Here is a 16,437-nt window from a genome sequence, read left to right as displayed (position 1 = left end):
TGGCGCGACCGGGACTTTCTAGCGTTAAGGTTGGATATTATTAATCTTTCATTCCGGCGAAATGGTTGTCTTCATCAACGAAAACAATCTTCGGAACATAGGTTGCGATTTCTTCATCACTCATCGGACCATAGGTGCAAATAATCATCAAGTCGCCGAGGTGCGCACGGCGCGCAGCTGCTCCGTTCAACGAGATTTCGCCGCTGCCTCGTACGCCTTGAATGGCATAAGTGGAAAAGCGTTCACCATTATTAATGTTGTACAGCTCAATTCTTTCGCCAATCTTGATATCGGCAGCATCCAGCAAATCCGCGTCGATCCCGCACGAACCTTCGTAGTGCAGGTCAGCCTGAGTCACCTTTGCGCGGTGAATTTTAGCCCTGAGCATAATACGTTGCATGTTTCTTCCGTTCCGTTATTCAAACCCTTGCCTCAACGCCAAAACATGGCGAAGGCAAATCAATTATTTATGTATTTCCCCAGAACCGGCGGCTTCCGCCAGTCTGAAGCAGTCATTCCTGTAACCGACTTTTTCACAGCTACAAGAGAATTCGCGCCGATCCATCGGGCGAGCACGCTACTCGGCTTAGCCAAGGTGCGCGTGCTTTTCGTCGGCTTCCGTTGGAGCAACGAACCAATAAGCATAAAGCTAAATGTCCGCCTTAGCAAAGGCAAAGATGCGCAATCTTGACCTGACTCATTTTTTACAACATTTTCAGCCGGGGAAACATTGCGGGCAACTTTCTTCCGTGCGCGCTAAAATAGCGGGTTATTCCGAGAGCCCCTATGCCTGACGTCTGGAAACCATCTGTTACTGTTGCCGCCATCATTGAGCGTGATGGACTTTTCCTACTGGTAGAGGAAGAGACCAGCGAAGGCGTGCGCTTTAATCAGCCTGCCGGTCATCTAGACCCACACGAATCGCTGGAGCAGGCTGTCGTCCGCGAAACCCTGGAAGAAACCGCCCACGATTTCATCCCTACTGCCTTGGTCGGCATGTATATGTCGCGTTATGTTTCTGCGCGCACCGGCCACGACGTTACTTATTTGAGCTTCAGCTTTTGCGGCGAAGTCGGTGCCCAGCACGATCAACCGCTGGACGTCGGCATTCTGCGCGCCGTCTGGATGAGCTACGACGAACTGGTCGCCTGCAAAGACAAGCACCGCAGCCCTTCTGTATTGGCGCGCGTCGATGACTATATCGCAGGAAAACGTGCCCCACTGTCGTTGCTGCAAACTGATCCGGCGGTCTACGAGGTGATCGGTGGCTAAAGGTCCGACAAAAAAACGTGTCGTCATCGGCATGTCAGGCGGCGTCGATTCGTCAGTATCTGCGTGGCTATTAAAAGAACAAGGCTACGAAGTCATCGGCCTGTTCATGAAGAACTGGGAAGATGACGACGACTCCGAATATTGTTCGACACGCCAGGACTGGATAGATGCGGTCAGTGTCGCCGACGTGGTTGGTGTCGACATCGAAGCCGTCAATTTTGCCTCTGAATATAAAGACCGCGTATTCGCCGAGTTCTTGCGCGAATATCAGGCCGGTCGTACGCCAAATCCGGACGTGCTGTGCAATGCCGAAATCAAATTCAAAGCATTCCTTGATCACGCCATGTTATTAGGCGCTGACATGATTGCCACCGGCCACTATGCGCGTGTACGCGAAGTGACGTCGGGACCGAACGCCGGTCAAACGCAGTTACTGAAAGCTGTCGATGCCAGCAAGGATCAAAGTTATTTCCTGCATCGTTTGAATCAGGCGCAATTGGCTAAGACCCTCTTCCCACTCGGTGAAATTCGCAAAACCGAAGTGCGCAAGATCGCCGAACAACTGAAGCTGCCAAATGCGACGAAAAAAGATTCCACCGGCATCTGCTTCATCGGCGAACGTCCATTCCGTGACTTCCTGAATCGCTATCTGTCATATCAACCGGGCCCGATGAAAACGCCGGATGGAGTGATCGTCGGCGAACATGTAGGCTTGAGTTTTTACACGCTGGGCCAACGCAAAGGCATAGGCTTGGGTGGCATGAAGACGCACAAAAATACCGACGGCAATAGCGACCCTTGGTACGTTGCCCGCAAAGACGTCGCGACCAACACACTATATATAGTGCAAGGGCACGATCATCCATGGCTGCTGTCGTCTGAATTAAGCGCCGGTCAAATGAGCTGGGTCGCCGGCAGCCCACCCGACATGGAACAACTGTCGGCCAAGACGCGTTATCGGCAAGCCGATGTGGCCTGTGTACAGCACACCGGCAGCGACAGCTTTTCACTCAACTTTGAGACCCCACAATGGGCCGTCACACCGGGGCAATCTGCAGTGCTTTACCAAGGCGATGTTTGCCTTGGCGGCGGCATCATCAATGCATCCACACCGATAAATTGAACAGAACACAAAAAAGCCGCGCAGATGTTTTTCATCTGCGCGGCTTTTTTATTTAAGAATGCTCTAATCGCATCCGCTTAGAACAAGCTGATCATTCATTGCCGCGTTAAAAATCAGCCTGATCCTTCTGATATAAATCAATATACGGTCCCGCCGGCAAACCCTGACCTTTTGTATTAATTGCCTGCATATTGGCTTGCTGAGCAAGCGGGACGTAGTTCGGCGCCGCTTTCGCAATGGCAGCCGTTACCGCTTGCGCAATCAGACCGGCAAGTCCACCGCCAGAATTATTGTTCTGCGGCTGGTACACCAGCTTTTGCGAGTTTTGCCACAAAGTCTGTCCGCTCGACGTACTCTTTAATACATACTTCAATTCGACGGTCACCGTTGTAGCAAATACGATGTACTGTGCATCCCAACGCTCGATCGTGACATACATCACGGAATCCGATCCGAACATTTTCCCCAACTGCTGTGGCTCACCGACGTGCACCATATTGGCATCGCCCAAGCCATCGTCCTCCATCATACGTTTAACCAAATGCACGGGGAAAACGTAATAGCCACGTTCGGCCAATGGTCGCGAAATCGTCGAAAGAAAATAATCCGGTGCATTGACTTCCACACTGCGATTAATCACAGGCACAACCAGAATCGAGCGAGGAGCTTCAGTCCGTAAAGCCGTATAGTCGCTTTTCTTTTGCATTTGCGTAGCGCAACCACTGATACTCAAAACAAAGAAACACGCCAATAAGAGTTTAAAATTTCGTGACATGTTTGATTACTCCTTGGATGCCGTTGTTTTCTTGACGGGATTCGATGCGATGCGAATCAGGTTATTCATCAAGTAAGTTGATTCCGGCCATTTCGCTTTTTCTTTTTCAAACTGCGCTATCGCGTCTTTCAATTTCCCTTCCTGCAGCATCAAGAATCCATATTCAGCATGAAGACCAGGCGCAACAGGTTTTGCAGTTGCCTCGGAATTACGAATCATGCTTGCCAGTTCAGCCTCATATTCAGCTGATTTCGATGAATCCTTGTAATACGAGTAGAGCGAATTTTCATAGTTGCCCCAACTGTATTTAGCTGGAGCTGTTGTAACGCAACCGGCAAGTGCAAACAACGCTCCCGCACAAAGAATTGAAGAGATGCGCATTATTTGACTCCTGCATTGATAGTTACTGTACGAGATTCGCCATTGCTGATGACTGTTTTCTCAGTATGAATCGTGACGCCTGCCTGTTTAATCACGATCTGATGCAAACCCTCTTCAAGGATGAGGACATTCGGATCACCGTTGAATTGCGTTGCAGGCCCCATTACCAGTCCGTCCACAAGCAAAGTTGAATCAGCAGGCGCACCTTTAATTACGAGCGTAGGACGTGGCGAACCGGTTTTGACCGTCGTATCAGGCACGGCACAAGCACTCAACAAAAGTGCGAAGACGATGGAAACGTAATTTTTCATGATGCTCATTCCTTGTTTTCAGCAACGAAAATCGTCGAACCTTTAGCCGCACTTGCATCACCAGATACCAGCTCACCAATCGCTCCTTCATTGGTTTCGTTGTCTCCAAACAAACTTGTCACGCGGATTTTTCCGATCAATGCAGGAGGCAAGGTGATAGCGAAGCCGGTTTGATTGCTTTTAACCGTTTCGCCTTGTTGCATCACCACCAGCACATCACCTACCTTCAGACCTTGCCGCGCACCTCCCGATATGAATATCTGTCTTCCACTTACTTTCAGAATATCGGTACGCCATGGCCGCTCTTCCAATTTGCTGATCAATGCATTTTGCACATCGGAGATTGCCGCACCTATGGCTCTATCATTCAAAGTGCCGTCGTAATCTGCCCTGCTGCCAAATCCCGCGACTTCGCCAGATTCAGTAGAAGCTTCGCCGGTTCCTGTTGCAGTAAAAAACAAATATCCAGTTCTGGCATCGACCAAGCGAATTTCAACTTTGGCTCTGGCAATCTGAATTTTTGTAGAACTCAAAAACCCGGATTTACCACTGGTACTACGGCCAAATTCGGTCACCGATCCCAAGATCAACGTATCGACGCCAATCAGGTTTCCCTCTTTAAGTAATGCTTGCTCACTCTTGATTTTTTCCAGATCCGATCGCTCAAAAGTCAGAAATTTGTTCGAACTGATGAGCCGATTGTTCAGCATGTCGGAAGCTTGTTTACCAAGAGGATCCTGATTGGCATCGATCTGAAAAGTTTTTCCATAGCGCGTTTCATTCGTGAAACGGCCAATCGCGATTTTTCGCTTAAGAGTTTTCACCTGTGGCGCACTCACTTGCTTCTGCGCTTCGATCTGCTGCGCTCGGCTCACAGGCGCTTCAACTGGTTGCGGCGGTGGCGAAGTTACTGCACAAGCACCCAATATCAGCGGCGCAACTAGAAAAACCCACTTTGTATGCATAAGGAATCCAGGACTTAGGTGGAAGTGAAAATGAAGGACTAACTTTTTGGTTGAAATGGATGCTTGAGGCGGCGGCTATTTTTTATAATTATCGAAAGTCAGTTTTCATTTACTGCCATACCGATTTCGCCTGGTCGACAGCATTCAAACTGTTTTCTGCCACGGCAGCTTATCAACATGGTTACTTTGGTGCAATGCCATTTTTATGGGATAGACATCTACCGCAAGTCATGCTGCACATAAACGACCCAGAGGAAAATCCCATACGCCGTTGTACACTGTCCCGCGAATACTCTGCGCGTAGACAGAGATTCTGCCTGGAGAAAAAATGCGCGATTTCCCTGTACGTTATCTGGCCTTGATCGTGGCCGGATTTGTTTTTGCTTTATCTCTGATATTGGCGATGCTGCTGAGCACTGCTTGGTGGTTAGTGATCCTATCAGGCGCACTCACTGCAGTCGGCATTGCCGATATCAGCCAGACCAAGCGCGCCTTGCTACGCAACTATCCTATCCTCGCGCATTTTCGCTATCTACTCGAATCAGTCCGACCGGAAATACGTCAGTATTTTCTCGAAGACGACGCCGCGCCAAATCCGTTTTCACGCAATCAACGTTCACTGGTTTATCAGCGCGCAAAACTTGCGATAGACAAACGTCCGTTCGGCACGCAACTGGATGTCTATCAAAGTGATTATGAATGGATCAATCATTCAATCATGCCGGCAAAAGTTGGTTCGCATGATTTCCGTATCACGATAGGTGCAAACCGCGCGCAACCGTATTCGGCCAGCATCTTCAATATTTCTGCGATGAGTTTCGGCGCTTTATCAGCGAACGCGATACGCGCACTAAATCAAGGCGCGCAAAAAGGCCGCTTCATGCATGACACTGGCGAAGGCAGTATCAGTCGCTATCACCAGCCTGATAATGGCAATGAACCCGGCGGCGATCTGGTGTGGGAAATCGGCTCCGGCTACTTCGGTTGCCGCACTGAGCACGGCAGTTTTTCTCCCGAAAAATTTGCCGCTAACGCAACGCTGCCGCAAGTCAAAATGATAGAAGTAAAGCTCTCGCAAGGAGCCAAGCCCGGTCACGGTGGCATGCTGCCCGGCGCGAAAGTGTCTATCGAAATCGCCACCGCACGCGGCGTGCCGCAAGGCATCGATTGCATTTCACCTTCATCGCATTCTGCCTTCGATACACCTATCGGTTTGCTGCAATTTATCGAGCAGTTGCGCAATCTTTCAGGCGGCAAGCCGACCGGCTTTAAATTAGCGATAGGTCATCCGTGGGAATTTTTCGGCATCGTGAAAGCGATGCTGCATACCGGCATCACGCCTGACTTCATCGTCATCGATGGCGGTGAAGGCGGCACTGGTGCCGCGCCAGTCGAGTTCACAGATCATGTCGGCGTACCTTTGCAGGAAGCACTGCTGCTCGCGCATAACACACTGGTCGGTGCCAAATTGCGCGACAAGGTGAAGATAGGCGCATCGGGAAAAATCGTGACCGCATTCGACATCGTGCGCACGCTTGCACTGGGCGCCGACTGGTGCAACTCGGCACGCGGCTTCATGTTCGCACTCGGCTGCATACAATCGCAGAGCTGCCATACTGATCGCTGCCCGACCGGCATTGCGACGCAAGATGCAATGCGGCAGCGCGCATTGGTCGTTCCTGACAAGGCCGAGCGCGTCGCCAATTTCCATCAAAACACATTGAAAGCATTGGCCGAATTGATTGCCGCTGCCGGCTTGAATCATCCGTCTGAATTGAAACCACATCATTTGGTGCGCCGCGTATCAGCGAATCAAGTCAAGCTGGCCTCGGCCTTGCTGCCTTATCTGGAATCCGGCCAGTTACTGAGCGAGTTCAATCCCGAAACAGCATTGCCGGAAGTGTTCGCCACCTACTGGCCGATTGCGCAGGCAGCATCATTTAATCCTATCCGCTAGCACCTCAAACTCGCTCTATTCATATAGAAGTCAGGCAAGCCGAATATTGGCCTGCCTGGCTTTTGTCATTTTTGCCATACGTATATAAAAACAGCGGAAACATAGCCTCCAGCCAACTTTTATAGTGACCGGCGTCAAATATCCAGAAAATATTTAGCCTCCAAGCTCAATCCAGAACAAAAGAACTTGCAATTCACCGTCAAATCGCCAATAATCTAAACACGAATTGTTCTCATTTAGATAAAAGGTTGATCATGGCGATCTCAACACAACGTGAAGCACAGGCAAATGCTCCCCTCGCGGCACGTAAGAATGAGGTAACGGAACCAATCACACGTATCAGCAGCCGCGATTTGTTTCGGCAAATGAGGGAAGTGGAAATTGCGCATGAAGGCCGGATTTATCGGCTCCGCCTGACGCAGTTGAATAAATTGATTTTGACGGCATAACAAGTAACAGAAACATCGATTCGCAAGCCAGCCACGCGCAACGTTCAACGTTACGCCAGCAAGCCAAACCAACCCACGAGGAGAGTTTGATGGCTATCGAAAAAATGGATCAGGCATTAGAGGAACCAAACGCAGCACCGGCGCAACCAGAATTACTCGTTTCAGCCGTGTTGCATTTGATGTCGCATTACACCGCGAACAATCAGGAAAGCAGTTCGTGCATCAAACTGGCCTCGGTCATCGAGCGACATTTGAAGGCACTGGCTGACTTGCCAGGTCTGGCACCGGTATTACGCGCGACATGTCAGCAGTTGTCGGAACAGTGGGGTGTCGTGGTTGAACGCGCGATGCCACAACCAGAAAAATTTAAATTGTTCACGCGCCTGGTTGCCGGACAGCGCGTTAATTGATGTGAAACCGGCAGTAACAAAAGCGGTAGGCAGCAAGAAAATTTTAAAACTAGCGTTTTGGTTTTTTTCAACTACAAAGAAAGTAGCAAGAGGCTTCGATGATTGTCTGTGTTTGCAACAATGTTTCCGAACGGAAAATTAAGCTAGCTGTCGATAGCGGCATCACATCGATGTCGGAATTGCGCAATAATCTCGAAGTCGGCACCTGCTGTGGAAAATGTCATTCCTGTGCAAAGCGTGTATTGCGCGAATGCCTCGCTGATGCTCGTCCGTCTCAACCTATAATGTTTCATCCAAACGCATTGGCCGCATAAGCAATTTTATGAACGCAACATCGATTCAGTCGTCAGCACCGCGCCTTCCGCCGTACTTGTCAGAAGCCCTTAGAAAATACGCGCCACTCATCATTATCATCGCCCTGCACATTGCTTTCTTTTATGCATTGCGCAGTGGCCTGGTACATCAAGTTGCCAAGGCTCTGCCGCGAGAAATTTTCGCCAACTTCATTACTGAAGAACCTGCGCCGCAACCAAGACCACAACCAGCCGAACCGAAAACTGTTCCTGTCGTGAAGAAACAAGTGACGCGCCCAACGCCGCGCCCGGTTGTGACTGAAACGCCATCGCCTCAAGCCATCACGGAAGCGCCATCGCCACCGCAGGAATCGAAAGAACCGCCATCAGTCGCAGCACCGGCCGCGCCATCTGCACCTTCCGTACCTGCCACTCCTAAACTGGTTTCAGGTGTTTCCTATATCAATGCGCCACGTCCGGTTTATCCGCCGCTGGATGCACGCATGGGTAATGAAGGTACAGTGACGCTGCGCGTGCTGATTAACGACAAGGGTCGCGCAGAAAAAGTGGAAATCCAAAAATCTTCGGGTTCTTTGCGTATGGACGATGCAGCACGGGATGCCGTGATGCGCGCACTGTTCAAACCCTATCTGGAGGACGGAAAACCGACTCCTGCGTATGCCATCGTGCCAATTAATTTCACATTAAATAGATAAAGAAGGAATCATCATGGAAGTCAGTCCGTACGGTTTAGAAAGTTTGTGGTCGCAAGGTGATTTCGTCACCAAAGGCGTGGCAGTCCTGTTGGTCGCAATGTCGATCGCGTCGTGGTACGTCATTGTCACCAAAGCACTGCAATTGATGCAGTATCGTCGCGCAGGCAATGCTGCCGGCCATGAATTCTGGGATGCAACCAGCCTCGAACAAGGCACTGCAACACTGGGCACCGGTAATCCATTTGCATCGATCGCAGAAGCCGGCGTGAATGCAATGCGCCATCACGAAGCACACAAAGGTCATTTGCATGATCAATTGTCGGTCAGCGACTGGATCACCCTGTCCTTGCGTCAAGCGATTGATGAAACATCGGCCAAACTGCAAACCGGTATGGCGGTATTGGCATCGGTAGGTTCGACAGCACCATTCGTCGGTCTGTTCGGTACCGTGTGGGGCATCTATCACGCGCTGGTCGCAATCGGCACCTCGGGTCAAGCCAGTATCGATAAAGTTGCTGGTCCGGTTGGTGAAGCGCTGATCATGACCGCACTCGGTCTGGCTGTCGCGATTCCAGCAACCTTCGGCTACAACGCCTTGGTACGCGGCAATAAATCGACGATCGCAAAAATGAATAAATTCGGTTTCGACCTGCATGCATTGTTTGTCACTGGCGCTCGTGCCAAAGATGGCAGCACTGATACTGCAACCGGCTCCAAACTGGTTGCAGTCGGAGGTAAATAATGGCAATGGGCTCCCTGTCGGATGACGACGACTTCAATCCGGAAATCAACACCACGCCGCTAGTCGACGTGATGCTGGTTTTGCTGATTATCTTCATCATGACCATTCCTGTAATGAACCACGCCGTCAAGCTCGACCTGCCACGTGCAGCGAATCAGCCTAACGAAGTAAAGCCTGAAACCATCAATCTCTCAATAGATGCAGCTGGTCAGACTTACTGGAACAATGAAGTGCTGGATGAAACCCAATTGGCATCACGTATCGCGGATGCCTCGAAGGTGACACCGCAACCTGAATTGCACCTGCGCGCAGAACGTACAACACCGTACGAAAAAGTTGCGCAAGTGATGGCCGCAGCGCAATCCGGCGGCTTGACCAAGATGGGATTCGTGACGGAAGCACCGAAGAAATAAAGTAAGAACAGGCGAGTTTAAAATCTTGCCTGCGATCAAAAAAGCGCGCTCAGCAACTTGCTGCAGCGCGCTTTTTATTTGCGCCAAACTTCTTACAATCAGCCATTCTGAAATCAGCGCAAACCCGCGCCCAGACTCACGCCTGCAATCGAAACACGAATGATTCCAGCTAACGAAATGAAGCCAAAATGCTATCAAACCGGCTTTCCTGCGCTATCATGTTCATCTCTTGCTAGCCAAACTTGTTGACTCATCATCGTCACTTGTCAGCCAGCCCCTTATTCACACATCACTTTCGAGGCTCCCATGAAAGGTGACAGCAAAATCATCAAGCTGCTCAACGCGCAGCTTACCAACGAACTCAGTGCCATCAATCAATACTTCCTGCATGCACGTATGTACAAGCATTGGGGCTTTGAAAAAATCGCCAAGAAAGAATACGAAGAATCGATAGGCGAAATGAAACACGCCGACAAATTGATCGATCGCATTCTGATGCTGGACGGCCTGCCTAATTTGCAAGCACTGCACAAATTGATGATCGGCGAGAACACGCCGGAAATGCTGAACTGCGATTTGAAACTGGAAGTCGCTGCGCAAAAAACCGTCAAAGAAGGCATCGCAGCCTGCGAAGAAACCGGTGATTATGTTTCGCGCGCATTATTCCAGCACATCCTCGACGATACCGAAGAACATATCGACTGGCTGCAAACGCAACTCGACCTGATCGAAAAAGTCGGCATCCAGAATTATCTGCAATCGCAGATAGCTGGCGAATAATCGACTCACTCCAAATGCGGCACTGATGATCATTGCCGCTTGTTCGACCTGATCGAAAATAAAAAAGGGACGCATCTGCGTCCCTTTTTTGTACCCTCGCTTAAGCAAGCAAAATTACTTGGGCACGGTTTCCTTGAACGATGGTCGTTCGGATAATTTTTCCATCAGTTTTTCCAGATTTGGATATTCAGCACGCCACGAGATTTCCGGAAAACGGAAAGTCAGCCAATCCAATGTGCAGCCAACAGCCACATCAGCCAGCGTGTACTGATTGCCGGCGCAGAACGCCGTATCTTTCAAACCGACCGACATCGCCTTCAAACCTGCATTCACCTTGGCCGTCTGTCTGTCTATCCAGTTCTGGCTACGCTGCTCAGCAGGGCGCAGGGTATGTTCCAGACGCAATAACATCGCGGCATCGCAGACGCCATCTGCCAGCGCTTCCCAGCATTTAACTTCGGCGCGTTCGCGTCCATTCGGTGGAATCAGCTTGCCGACCGGCGTCAGGGTATCCAGGTATTCAACGATTACGCGCGAATCGAACATCGCGCCGCCGTCTTCCATCACCAGGCAAGGCACTTTGCCTAGTGGATTGGATTCCTGAATCAGGGTATCGGCTGCCCAAACATTCTCCAGAGCAAAATCGTACTCAATTCTTTTTTCCAACATCACAACACGTACTTTGCGTACGTAAGGGCTGGCGAGAGAACCAATCAGTTTCATAGATGCTTTACGTCGAAAATTGGAAGGGGATTATAACATCGGCCCATTATAGAAACCGTGTCTTTGCGCACAGATTGCCCACCCCTATTTTGCACCTGCCGCGAGTGGTAAAATGTCGAATTCCGTATTTGCGCCCAATATGCAGTAATTTGTATTTTCGGCAGCTATTTCATTCACGTCATTGCGCTCGTCGCCCCTCATCATGCCTCTTTCCACGCTCTCAGCCCTTTCGCCACTGGATGGCCGTTACGCCAGCAAAACCGATAAACTGCGTCCGATTCTGTCCGAATCCGGCTTCATGCATCATCGCGTGAAAGTAGAAATTTCATGGCTGCAAGCCCTGTCGGAAGCCGGCTTTGCCGAGATCAAGCCATTTTCGGCAAGTGCAAATGCATTGCTGAATAAATTGACGGCTGACTTCACCGAAGCCGATGCACAACGCATCAAGGATATTGAAGCGGTCACCAATCACGACGTCAAAGCCGTCGAGTACTGGCTCAAGGAACAAGTCAAGGACGTGCCGGAACTGGTCGCCGCCACCGAGTTCATCCACTTTGCATGCACGTCAGAAGACATCAACAACACCTCGCACGGCATGATGTTGAAAGCCGCACGCGACAGTGTGTTGCTGCCAGCATTGCAAGCACTGGTTGCGAAACTGACGCAACTGGCGCATTACAATGCAGCGTTGCCTATGATGTCGCGCACCCACGGTCAACCTGCCAGCCCGACTACACTCGGCAAGGAAATGGCTAACGTCGTCGCACGTCTGCAACGCGCGATCAAACGCATCGCTGATGTACAAATTCTCGGCAAGATGAATGGCGCAGTCGGCAACTTCAATGCCCATTTGTCGGCTTACCCAAATACCGACTGGCAGGCATTCTCTAAAGACGTGATTGAAAAACGTCTGGGCCTGACTTTCAATCCATACACGATTCAAATTGAACCGCATGACTACATGGCTGAACTGTTCGATGCGATTGCGCGCACCAACACCATTCTGCTGGATTTGAATCGCGATATCTGGGGCTATATCTCGCTCGGCTATTTCAAGCAATCGACGAAAGCTGGCGAAATCGGCTCATCAACAATGCCGCACAAGGTCAACCCTATCGACTTCGAAAATTCCGAAGGCAATCTCGGCATGGCCAACGCAGTGTTGAAACACATGGCAGAAAAATTGCCGGTCTCGCGCTGGCAGCGCGACCTGACCGATTCGACGGTGCTTCGCAATATCGGTGTCGGCTTCGGTTATGCCTTGCTGGCCTACGACAGCTGTCTGCGTGGCTTGAACAAGCTGGAAGTCAATCCGGCGCGTCTGGCTGCAGATCTCGATGACACATGGGAAGTATTGGCAGAGCCGGTGCAAACCGTGATGCGTCGCTACGGCATCGAAAACCCGTATGAGCAACTGAAAGAGCTGACGCGCGGCAAAGGCATCTCGAAAGAAGCGCTGCAGGAATTCATCCTCACCCTGGCAATTCCGCAAGAAGCCAAGGATTTGTTGCTGGCCATGACGCCTGCCAACTACATCGGTTACGCAACCAAGCTGGCCAAGGAAATTTAAGCCGCATCGGATAGAAGCGCGCTGGCATCGGTAAAAAAACCGATCGCCAGCAGACTTCTATTTATTTTGCTATATTAGTCCTAACTTGAACTTATTATCAAAATGAAACTATGCGTTCATCCACGAACCGCTACTCGCTGACAGCCATCGCACTGCACTGGCTGATGGCCGCCCTGATTATCGCCGCCTTCCTGCTCGGGCTGACGATGGTCGACATTCCCGGTCTGACGCCAACCAAGCTCAAATATTTCTCCTGGCATAAATGGCTGGGCGTGACCATCTTCAGCCTCGCCTGCCTGCGCGTATTGTGGCGCATGACGCATGCCGTCCCACCTTACGCCGACAGCATGCCGAACTGGCAAAAGAAAGCTTCGCATGTTTCTCACGCATTGATGTATGTGCTGATTTTTGCCGTGCCCTTATCCGGCTATTTCTACAGCCTGGCTGCCGGCGTTCCTGTCGTTTATCTAGGTGTATTGCCATTGCCAGTTTTTATCGCGCCTGATCCGGAATTGAAAGCCTTGCTCAAGCAAGTCCATTATGCATTCAATGTTGTATTGCTAGGCGTCTTCTGCCTGCACGTTCTCGCTGTACTCAAGCATCAATTCATAGACCGGGACCGCACGCTGCAACGCATGCTCCCGTGAGCTTCACATACTCGAAAGGATTACCCATGTTCTTACTTTCCACGTTTGGTCATACATTAAGCAGCACGCGTCGCTGGCTTGCCGTCGCGGCGGTCTGCATCGCAGTGCCAGCCATTGCCGCCACTGCATTAAAAACTGACGCCGCAAAAAGCAATGTCACGATCACCTTCAAGCAATTGAATGTGCCTGTCGATGCCAAGTTCAAGAAGTTCACCGCGGCCATCACCTATGACGCCGCCAAGCCGGAAGCATCGAAAGCCAATGTAGATATCGACGTCACCAGCTTCGATCTGGGCGATGCGGACTACAACAAGGAAGTGATGAAGAAGGATTGGTTCAACGCTGCACAATTTCCTAAAGCCAGCTTCGTCTCCAGCCAGATCAAGAACGGTACCGCAGGCAAGCTCGACGTCACCGGCAAGCTCACGATCAAAGGCAAGACCACCGACGTCAGCTTCCCTTTGACGGTGAAAAAAGACGGCAGCAATCAAGTGTTTGAAGGCGTGTTGCCTATCAAACGTTTGACCTACAACATTGGCGAAGGCGAATGGAAAGACACCAGCATGGTGGCCGATGAAGTGGCAATCAAGTTTCGCGTCGTTGCGGCGCAATAGCATTACAAAATCGGTGTACCGATCGCAGTAAAACTTGCAGCACAACTTTATAAGTACCGACACTCGGCATAGCTGCCGTATTTAAACCACACAGGAGTTATTGAATGAAATCCAAAATTGCACTGATCTGTTTGCTGGCCGCCAGCGCGACTTCCGCTTTTGCACAAACCTACACGATCGACCCTAGCCACACCTACCCAAGCTTTGAAGCCGATCACATGGGCATTTCTTTCTGGCGCGGCAAGTTCGATAAAACCAGCGGCAATGTCGTGCTGGATCGCGCTGCGAAAACCGGCTCACTGGATATCACCATCGATGCCAGCTCTATCGATTTTGGCCACGCAAAAATGAACGAACATGCAAAAAGCAAAGAAATGTTCAACGTAGAAAAATTTCCAACTGCTATCTACAAAAGCAAATCGATTAAATTCGATGGCGACAAACCGGTTTCGGTTGATGGCGAGTTGACCTTGCTGGGTGTTACCAAACCTGTGACTTTGGCAATCAACAAATTCAAATGTATTCAGCATCCAATGCTGAAACGTGAAGTGTGTGGCGCTGACGTATCGGCCACCTTCAATCGTGCTGATTTCGGTCTGACCTATGGCATGGCTTATGGCTTCTCGCCTGAAGTCAAGCTGGCGATCCAGGTTGAAGCAGTCAAAGCAGACTAAGCGTAATTGATATGTAAAAAAGCCGATGTTGTATGGCGTCGGCTTTTTCTTTCACGCTTTTTGCTTGCCACTTTTAATTTTATTTCTGCGTTTTTATTTAGTTTTAATTTTGGAATTTCATGACTGAACGCTATGTCCGCAGCATCCGATTACTGGCTGAATGCTTCCATGCATTCGAACGCCAATCCGGTGCCAACATCCGTTGCAGAACCGGCCTGACGCCATCGCAGTTCGACATCGTGGCGACGCTGGGCAATACGCCGGGCATGACCTTCAAGGAACTGGGCGAGCGGACACTGATCACCAAAGGCACACTGACCGGCGTGATTGATAGATTGCAGGAAAAAGGATTGGTAGACCGCATCACGCAACTTGAAGACAGGCGCAGTACTTTAGTAAAACTTACCAAACAAGGCGAAGCGGAATTCAAGCGCGTATTTGCGCCGCAAATCGCATTCGGCAAGCAATCCTTCGCCAACTATGCCGAACAGGATTTCGAAGCACTGGACAAGGAATTGACCAAGCTGCACGCCAACCTGACCGGCAAGCAACCGAAACCCAAATACTGACAAGACAATCAACAATAAAAAAGCCGGCAATCGCCGGCTTTTTTATTGTTTTTTAATTTACCTCAGACGCTTACACTACCGCGCCATCATGCTCATCTTTTTCCTTGATCGGTTTGATCAAGTCTTCACGTTTGACGCCCAGCCACATCGCCAATGCTGCCGCGACGAATACCGAAGAGTAAATACCGAAGCAGATACCGATCGTCAACGCGAGTGCAAAGTAATGCAGGGTCGGGCCGCCGAGGAAAAACATCGACAAGACCATCAATTGTGTCGATCCGTGCGTAATCAGTGTACGCGAGATGGTGCTGGTGATCGCATGGTTCATCACATCAGAAACGGCCATCTTGCCGTGCTTGCGATCACGGAAGGTTTCACGCACACGATCGAACACCACCACCGATTCATTCACCGAATAACCGAGTACTGCCAGCACAGCGGCAAGCACAGTCAACGAGAATTCCCATTGGAAGAATGCGAAGAAACCAAGGATGATAATGACGTCATGCAAGTTAGCGAGAATTGCCGAGACTGCATATTTCCATTCGAAGCGAAATGCCAGATAAATCATGATGCCGATGACCAGCATACCTAGCGCCATCAAACCATCATGCGTCAATTCTTCACCAACCTGCGGGCCGACGAACTCCACGCGCTTCAATACAACTCCACTGTCCTGCGCCGTCAATGCACCCATCACGCGTTGACTCACCTGCGCCGAATCTGCGTTCGATTGCACTGGCAAACGAATCAACACATCTTGCGCAGTGCCGAAGCTCTGCACTTGCATGTCGGTGTAACCCAGATCACCGATCTTGTTACGCACACCTTCGATGTCGGCCGCCTTCGGATACGCGACTTCCATCACCGTACCGCCGGTAAATTCGATCGACAGATGCAAACCCTTATGGAACAGGAAGAATACTGCGACAACGAATGTCAGCGCCGAAATCACGTTGAAAATCAACGCATGACGCATGAACGGAATATCTTTTTTGATGCGGAAAAACTCCATCACTACCTCTCTTGGCAACCGCTGCATTTTGTCGCGAT

Annotated in this window: 23 protein-coding genes; 16 read left to right on the top strand and 7 right to left on the bottom strand. The window is 50.4% G+C overall.

Annotated features, from left to right (window positions below):
- Positions 1-40: 40 nt before the first annotated feature.
- Positions 41-400 carry an aspartate 1-decarboxylase gene (gene panD, locus Hfont_RS12930; protein WP_112992830.1) on the bottom strand — a complete coding sequence of 120 codons (360 nt, stop codon included), beginning with the start codon at positions 398-400 and terminating at the stop codon, positions 41-43.
- A 45-nt stretch (positions 401-445) separates the two neighbouring features.
- On the opposite strand from panD, the gene Hfont_RS12925 reads away from it, so the two are divergent.
- The 3 genes from Hfont_RS12925 (at position 446) to mnmA (ending at position 2,395) form a co-directional block, all read left to right on the top strand.
- Positions 446-691: a hypothetical protein gene (locus Hfont_RS12925; protein WP_112992829.1), complete on the top strand. Its 246-nt coding sequence runs from the start codon at positions 446-448 to the stop codon at positions 689-691.
- Positions 692-786: 95 nt separating this feature from the next.
- On the top strand, positions 787-1,272 hold the full coding sequence (locus tag Hfont_RS12920; protein WP_112992828.1) for an NUDIX hydrolase: 486 nt from the start codon (positions 787-789) through the stop codon (positions 1,270-1,272).
- Positions 1,265-2,395 (top strand): tRNA 2-thiouridine(34) synthase MnmA, encoded by a 1,131-nt coding sequence (gene mnmA / locus Hfont_RS12915; protein ID WP_133467296.1) that lies wholly within the window; start codon positions 1,265-1,267, stop codon positions 2,393-2,395. The genes Hfont_RS12920 and mnmA overlap by 8 nt, the downstream gene beginning before the upstream one ends.
- 106 nt (positions 2,396-2,501) lie before the next feature.
- Here mnmA and Hfont_RS12910 read toward each other — a convergent pair whose 3' ends face one another.
- Genes Hfont_RS12910 through Hfont_RS12895 form a run of 4 tightly spaced genes read right to left on the bottom strand, consistent with a single transcriptional unit; the run spans position 2,502 to position 4,827 of the window.
- On the bottom strand, positions 2,502-3,170 hold the full coding sequence (locus Hfont_RS12910) for a DUF799 domain-containing protein (RefSeq protein ID WP_112992827.1): 669 nt from the start codon (positions 3,168-3,170) through the stop codon (positions 2,502-2,504).
- A gap of 6 nt (positions 3,171-3,176) precedes the next feature.
- Positions 3,177-3,551: a DUF4810 domain-containing protein gene (locus Hfont_RS12905; RefSeq protein WP_112992826.1), complete on the bottom strand. Its 375-nt coding sequence runs from the start codon at positions 3,549-3,551 to the stop codon at positions 3,177-3,179.
- On the bottom strand, positions 3,551-3,862 hold the full coding sequence (locus Hfont_RS12900; protein WP_133467295.1) for a hypothetical protein: 312 nt from the start codon (positions 3,860-3,862) through the stop codon (positions 3,551-3,553). Before Hfont_RS12900 ends, Hfont_RS12905 begins: the two co-directional genes overlap by 1 nt.
- A 5-nt stretch (positions 3,863-3,867) precedes the next feature.
- Positions 3,868-4,827 (bottom strand): CsgG/HfaB family protein, encoded by a 960-nt coding sequence (locus Hfont_RS12895; protein WP_112992824.1) that lies wholly within the window; start codon positions 4,825-4,827, stop codon positions 3,868-3,870.
- Positions 4,828-5,155: 328 nt separating this feature from the next.
- Here Hfont_RS12895 and Hfont_RS12890 point away from each other — a divergent pair, with 328 nt between their 5' ends.
- The 8 genes from Hfont_RS12890 to bfr all read left to right on the top strand — a co-directional run bounded on the left by Hfont_RS12890 (position 5,156) and on the right by bfr (position 10,587).
- Positions 5,156-6,784 carry an FMN-binding glutamate synthase family protein gene (locus Hfont_RS12890; protein ID WP_112992823.1) on the top strand — a complete coding sequence of 543 codons (1,629 nt, stop codon included), beginning with the start codon at positions 5,156-5,158 and terminating at the stop codon, positions 6,782-6,784.
- Between the two features lie 254 nt (positions 6,785-7,038).
- Positions 7,039-7,233, top strand: coding sequence for a hemin uptake protein HemP (gene hemP / locus Hfont_RS12885; protein WP_112992822.1), 195 nt, complete (start codon positions 7,039-7,041; stop codon positions 7,231-7,233).
- Between the two features lie 89 nt (positions 7,234-7,322).
- A complete protein-coding gene (locus Hfont_RS12880; protein WP_112992821.1) occupies positions 7,323-7,643 on the top strand; it encodes a hypothetical protein in 321 nt (106 codons plus the stop codon).
- Between the two features lie 98 nt (positions 7,644-7,741).
- Positions 7,742-7,957 carry a (2Fe-2S)-binding protein gene (locus Hfont_RS12875; RefSeq protein ID WP_112992820.1) on the top strand — a complete coding sequence of 72 codons (216 nt, stop codon included), beginning with the start codon at positions 7,742-7,744 and terminating at the stop codon, positions 7,955-7,957.
- A gap of 8 nt (positions 7,958-7,965) precedes the next feature.
- Positions 7,966-8,652 carry an energy transducer TonB gene (locus Hfont_RS12870; RefSeq protein WP_112992819.1) on the top strand — a complete coding sequence of 229 codons (687 nt, stop codon included), beginning with the start codon at positions 7,966-7,968 and terminating at the stop codon, positions 8,650-8,652.
- A gap of 13 nt (positions 8,653-8,665) precedes the next feature.
- Positions 8,666-9,394 carry a MotA/TolQ/ExbB proton channel family protein gene (locus Hfont_RS12865; protein WP_112992818.1) on the top strand — a complete coding sequence of 243 codons (729 nt, stop codon included), beginning with the start codon at positions 8,666-8,668 and terminating at the stop codon, positions 9,392-9,394.
- Positions 9,394-9,807 (top strand): ExbD/TolR family protein, encoded by a 414-nt coding sequence (locus Hfont_RS12860; protein ID WP_112992817.1) that lies wholly within the window; start codon positions 9,394-9,396, stop codon positions 9,805-9,807. Before Hfont_RS12865 ends, Hfont_RS12860 begins: the two co-directional genes overlap by 1 nt.
- Positions 9,808-10,113: 306 nt before the next feature.
- Positions 10,114-10,587: a bacterioferritin gene (gene bfr, locus Hfont_RS12855; protein WP_112992816.1), complete on the top strand. Its 474-nt coding sequence runs from the start codon at positions 10,114-10,116 to the stop codon at positions 10,585-10,587.
- 114 nt (positions 10,588-10,701) lie between these two features.
- On the opposite strand, the gene Hfont_RS12850 is transcribed toward bfr, so the two are convergent.
- Entirely contained in the window at positions 10,702-11,310 is a 609-nt protein-coding gene (locus tag Hfont_RS12850) for a glutathione S-transferase N-terminal domain-containing protein (RefSeq protein WP_112992815.1), read from the bottom strand.
- Between the two features lie 202 nt (positions 11,311-11,512).
- On the opposite strand from Hfont_RS12850, the gene purB reads away from it, so the two are divergent.
- The 5 genes from purB to Hfont_RS12825 all read left to right on the top strand — a co-directional run bounded on the left by purB (position 11,513) and on the right by Hfont_RS12825 (position 15,384).
- A complete protein-coding gene (gene purB / locus Hfont_RS12845; protein ID WP_112992814.1) occupies positions 11,513-12,880 on the top strand; it encodes an adenylosuccinate lyase in 1,368 nt (455 codons plus the stop codon).
- Between the two features lie 110 nt (positions 12,881-12,990).
- Positions 12,991-13,527, top strand: coding sequence for a cytochrome b (locus Hfont_RS12840; RefSeq protein WP_112992813.1), 537 nt, complete (start codon positions 12,991-12,993; stop codon positions 13,525-13,527).
- A gap of 26 nt (positions 13,528-13,553) precedes the next feature.
- Positions 13,554-14,141: a YceI family protein gene (locus Hfont_RS12835; protein ID WP_112992812.1), complete on the top strand. Its 588-nt coding sequence runs from the start codon at positions 13,554-13,556 to the stop codon at positions 14,139-14,141.
- Between the two features lie 104 nt (positions 14,142-14,245).
- Complete coding sequence (locus tag Hfont_RS12830; RefSeq protein ID WP_112992811.1) at positions 14,246-14,815, top strand: YceI family protein; 570 nt, start codon at positions 14,246-14,248, stop codon at positions 14,813-14,815.
- Between the two features lie 119 nt (positions 14,816-14,934).
- Positions 14,935-15,384, top strand: a complete 450-nt coding sequence (locus Hfont_RS12825) for a MarR family winged helix-turn-helix transcriptional regulator (protein ID WP_112992810.1) — start codon at positions 14,935-14,937, stop codon at positions 15,382-15,384.
- A 70-nt stretch (positions 15,385-15,454) separates the two neighbouring features.
- Here the strand turns inward: Hfont_RS12825 and secF are convergent, their stop codons facing one another.
- On the bottom strand, positions 15,455-16,399 hold the full coding sequence (gene secF, locus Hfont_RS12820; protein ID WP_112992809.1) for a protein translocase subunit SecF: 945 nt from the start codon (positions 16,397-16,399) through the stop codon (positions 15,455-15,457).
- Positions 16,400-16,437: the final 38 nt, after the last annotated feature.

This window comes from Herminiimonas fonticola (assembly GCF_003293745.1).
Classification (GTDB): Bacteria; Pseudomonadota; Gammaproteobacteria; order Burkholderiales; family Burkholderiaceae_D; genus Oxalicibacterium; species Oxalicibacterium fonticola.
The sequence above is the reverse complement of the archived record's forward strand: the minus strand, read 5'-3'. Positions and strand labels throughout refer to the sequence as shown.

Excerpts from the sequence above, each read along its gene's own strand:
- Hfont_RS12905 (WP_112992826.1), bottom strand. The coding sequence starts at position 3,551 with ATGCGCATCTCTTCAATTCTTTGTGCGGGAGCGTTGTTTGCACTTGCC.
- Hfont_RS12870 (WP_112992819.1), top strand. The coding sequence starts at position 7,966 with ATGAACGCAACATCGATTCAGTCGTCAGCACCGCGCCTTCCGCCGTAC.
- Hfont_RS12875 (WP_112992820.1), top strand. The coding sequence starts at position 7,742 with ATGATTGTCTGTGTTTGCAACAATGTTTCCGAACGGAAAATTAAGCTA.
- Hfont_RS12910 (WP_112992827.1), bottom strand. The coding sequence starts at position 3,170 with ATGTCACGAAATTTTAAACTCTTATTGGCGTGTTTCTTTGTTTTGAGT.
- Hfont_RS12895 (WP_112992824.1), bottom strand. The coding sequence starts at position 4,827 with ATGCATACAAAGTGGGTTTTTCTAGTTGCGCCGCTGATATTGGGTGCT.
- Hfont_RS12920 (WP_112992828.1), top strand. The coding sequence starts at position 787 with ATGCCTGACGTCTGGAAACCATCTGTTACTGTTGCCGCCATCATTGAG.
- hemP (WP_112992822.1), top strand. The coding sequence starts at position 7,039 with ATGGCGATCTCAACACAACGTGAAGCACAGGCAAATGCTCCCCTCGCG.
- purB (WP_112992814.1), top strand. The coding sequence starts at position 11,513 with ATGCCTCTTTCCACGCTCTCAGCCCTTTCGCCACTGGATGGCCGTTAC.
- Hfont_RS12925 (WP_112992829.1), top strand. The coding sequence starts at position 446 with ATGGCGAAGGCAAATCAATTATTTATGTATTTCCCCAGAACCGGCGGC.
- Hfont_RS12835 (WP_112992812.1), top strand. The coding sequence starts at position 13,554 with ATGTTCTTACTTTCCACGTTTGGTCATACATTAAGCAGCACGCGTCGC.
- Hfont_RS12860 (WP_112992817.1), top strand. The coding sequence starts at position 9,394 with ATGGCAATGGGCTCCCTGTCGGATGACGACGACTTCAATCCGGAAATC.
- Hfont_RS12880 (WP_112992821.1), top strand. The coding sequence starts at position 7,323 with ATGGCTATCGAAAAAATGGATCAGGCATTAGAGGAACCAAACGCAGCA.
- Hfont_RS12900 (WP_133467295.1), bottom strand. The coding sequence starts at position 3,862 with ATGAAAAATTACGTTTCCATCGTCTTCGCACTTTTGTTGAGTGCTTGT.
- Hfont_RS12890 (WP_112992823.1), top strand. The coding sequence starts at position 5,156 with ATGCGCGATTTCCCTGTACGTTATCTGGCCTTGATCGTGGCCGGATTT.
- bfr (WP_112992816.1), top strand. The coding sequence starts at position 10,114 with ATGAAAGGTGACAGCAAAATCATCAAGCTGCTCAACGCGCAGCTTACC.
- Hfont_RS12825 (WP_112992810.1), top strand. The coding sequence starts at position 14,935 with ATGACTGAACGCTATGTCCGCAGCATCCGATTACTGGCTGAATGCTTC.
- Hfont_RS12830 (WP_112992811.1), top strand. The coding sequence starts at position 14,246 with ATGAAATCCAAAATTGCACTGATCTGTTTGCTGGCCGCCAGCGCGACT.
- Hfont_RS12850 (WP_112992815.1), bottom strand. The coding sequence starts at position 11,310 with ATGAAACTGATTGGTTCTCTCGCCAGCCCTTACGTACGCAAAGTACGT.
- panD (WP_112992830.1), bottom strand. The coding sequence starts at position 400 with ATGCAACGTATTATGCTCAGGGCTAAAATTCACCGCGCAAAGGTGACT.
- Hfont_RS12840 (WP_112992813.1), top strand. The coding sequence starts at position 12,991 with ATGCGTTCATCCACGAACCGCTACTCGCTGACAGCCATCGCACTGCAC.
- secF (WP_112992809.1), bottom strand. The coding sequence starts at position 16,399 with ATGGAGTTTTTCCGCATCAAAAAAGATATTCCGTTCATGCGTCATGCG.
- Hfont_RS12865 (WP_112992818.1), top strand. The coding sequence starts at position 8,666 with ATGGAAGTCAGTCCGTACGGTTTAGAAAGTTTGTGGTCGCAAGGTGAT.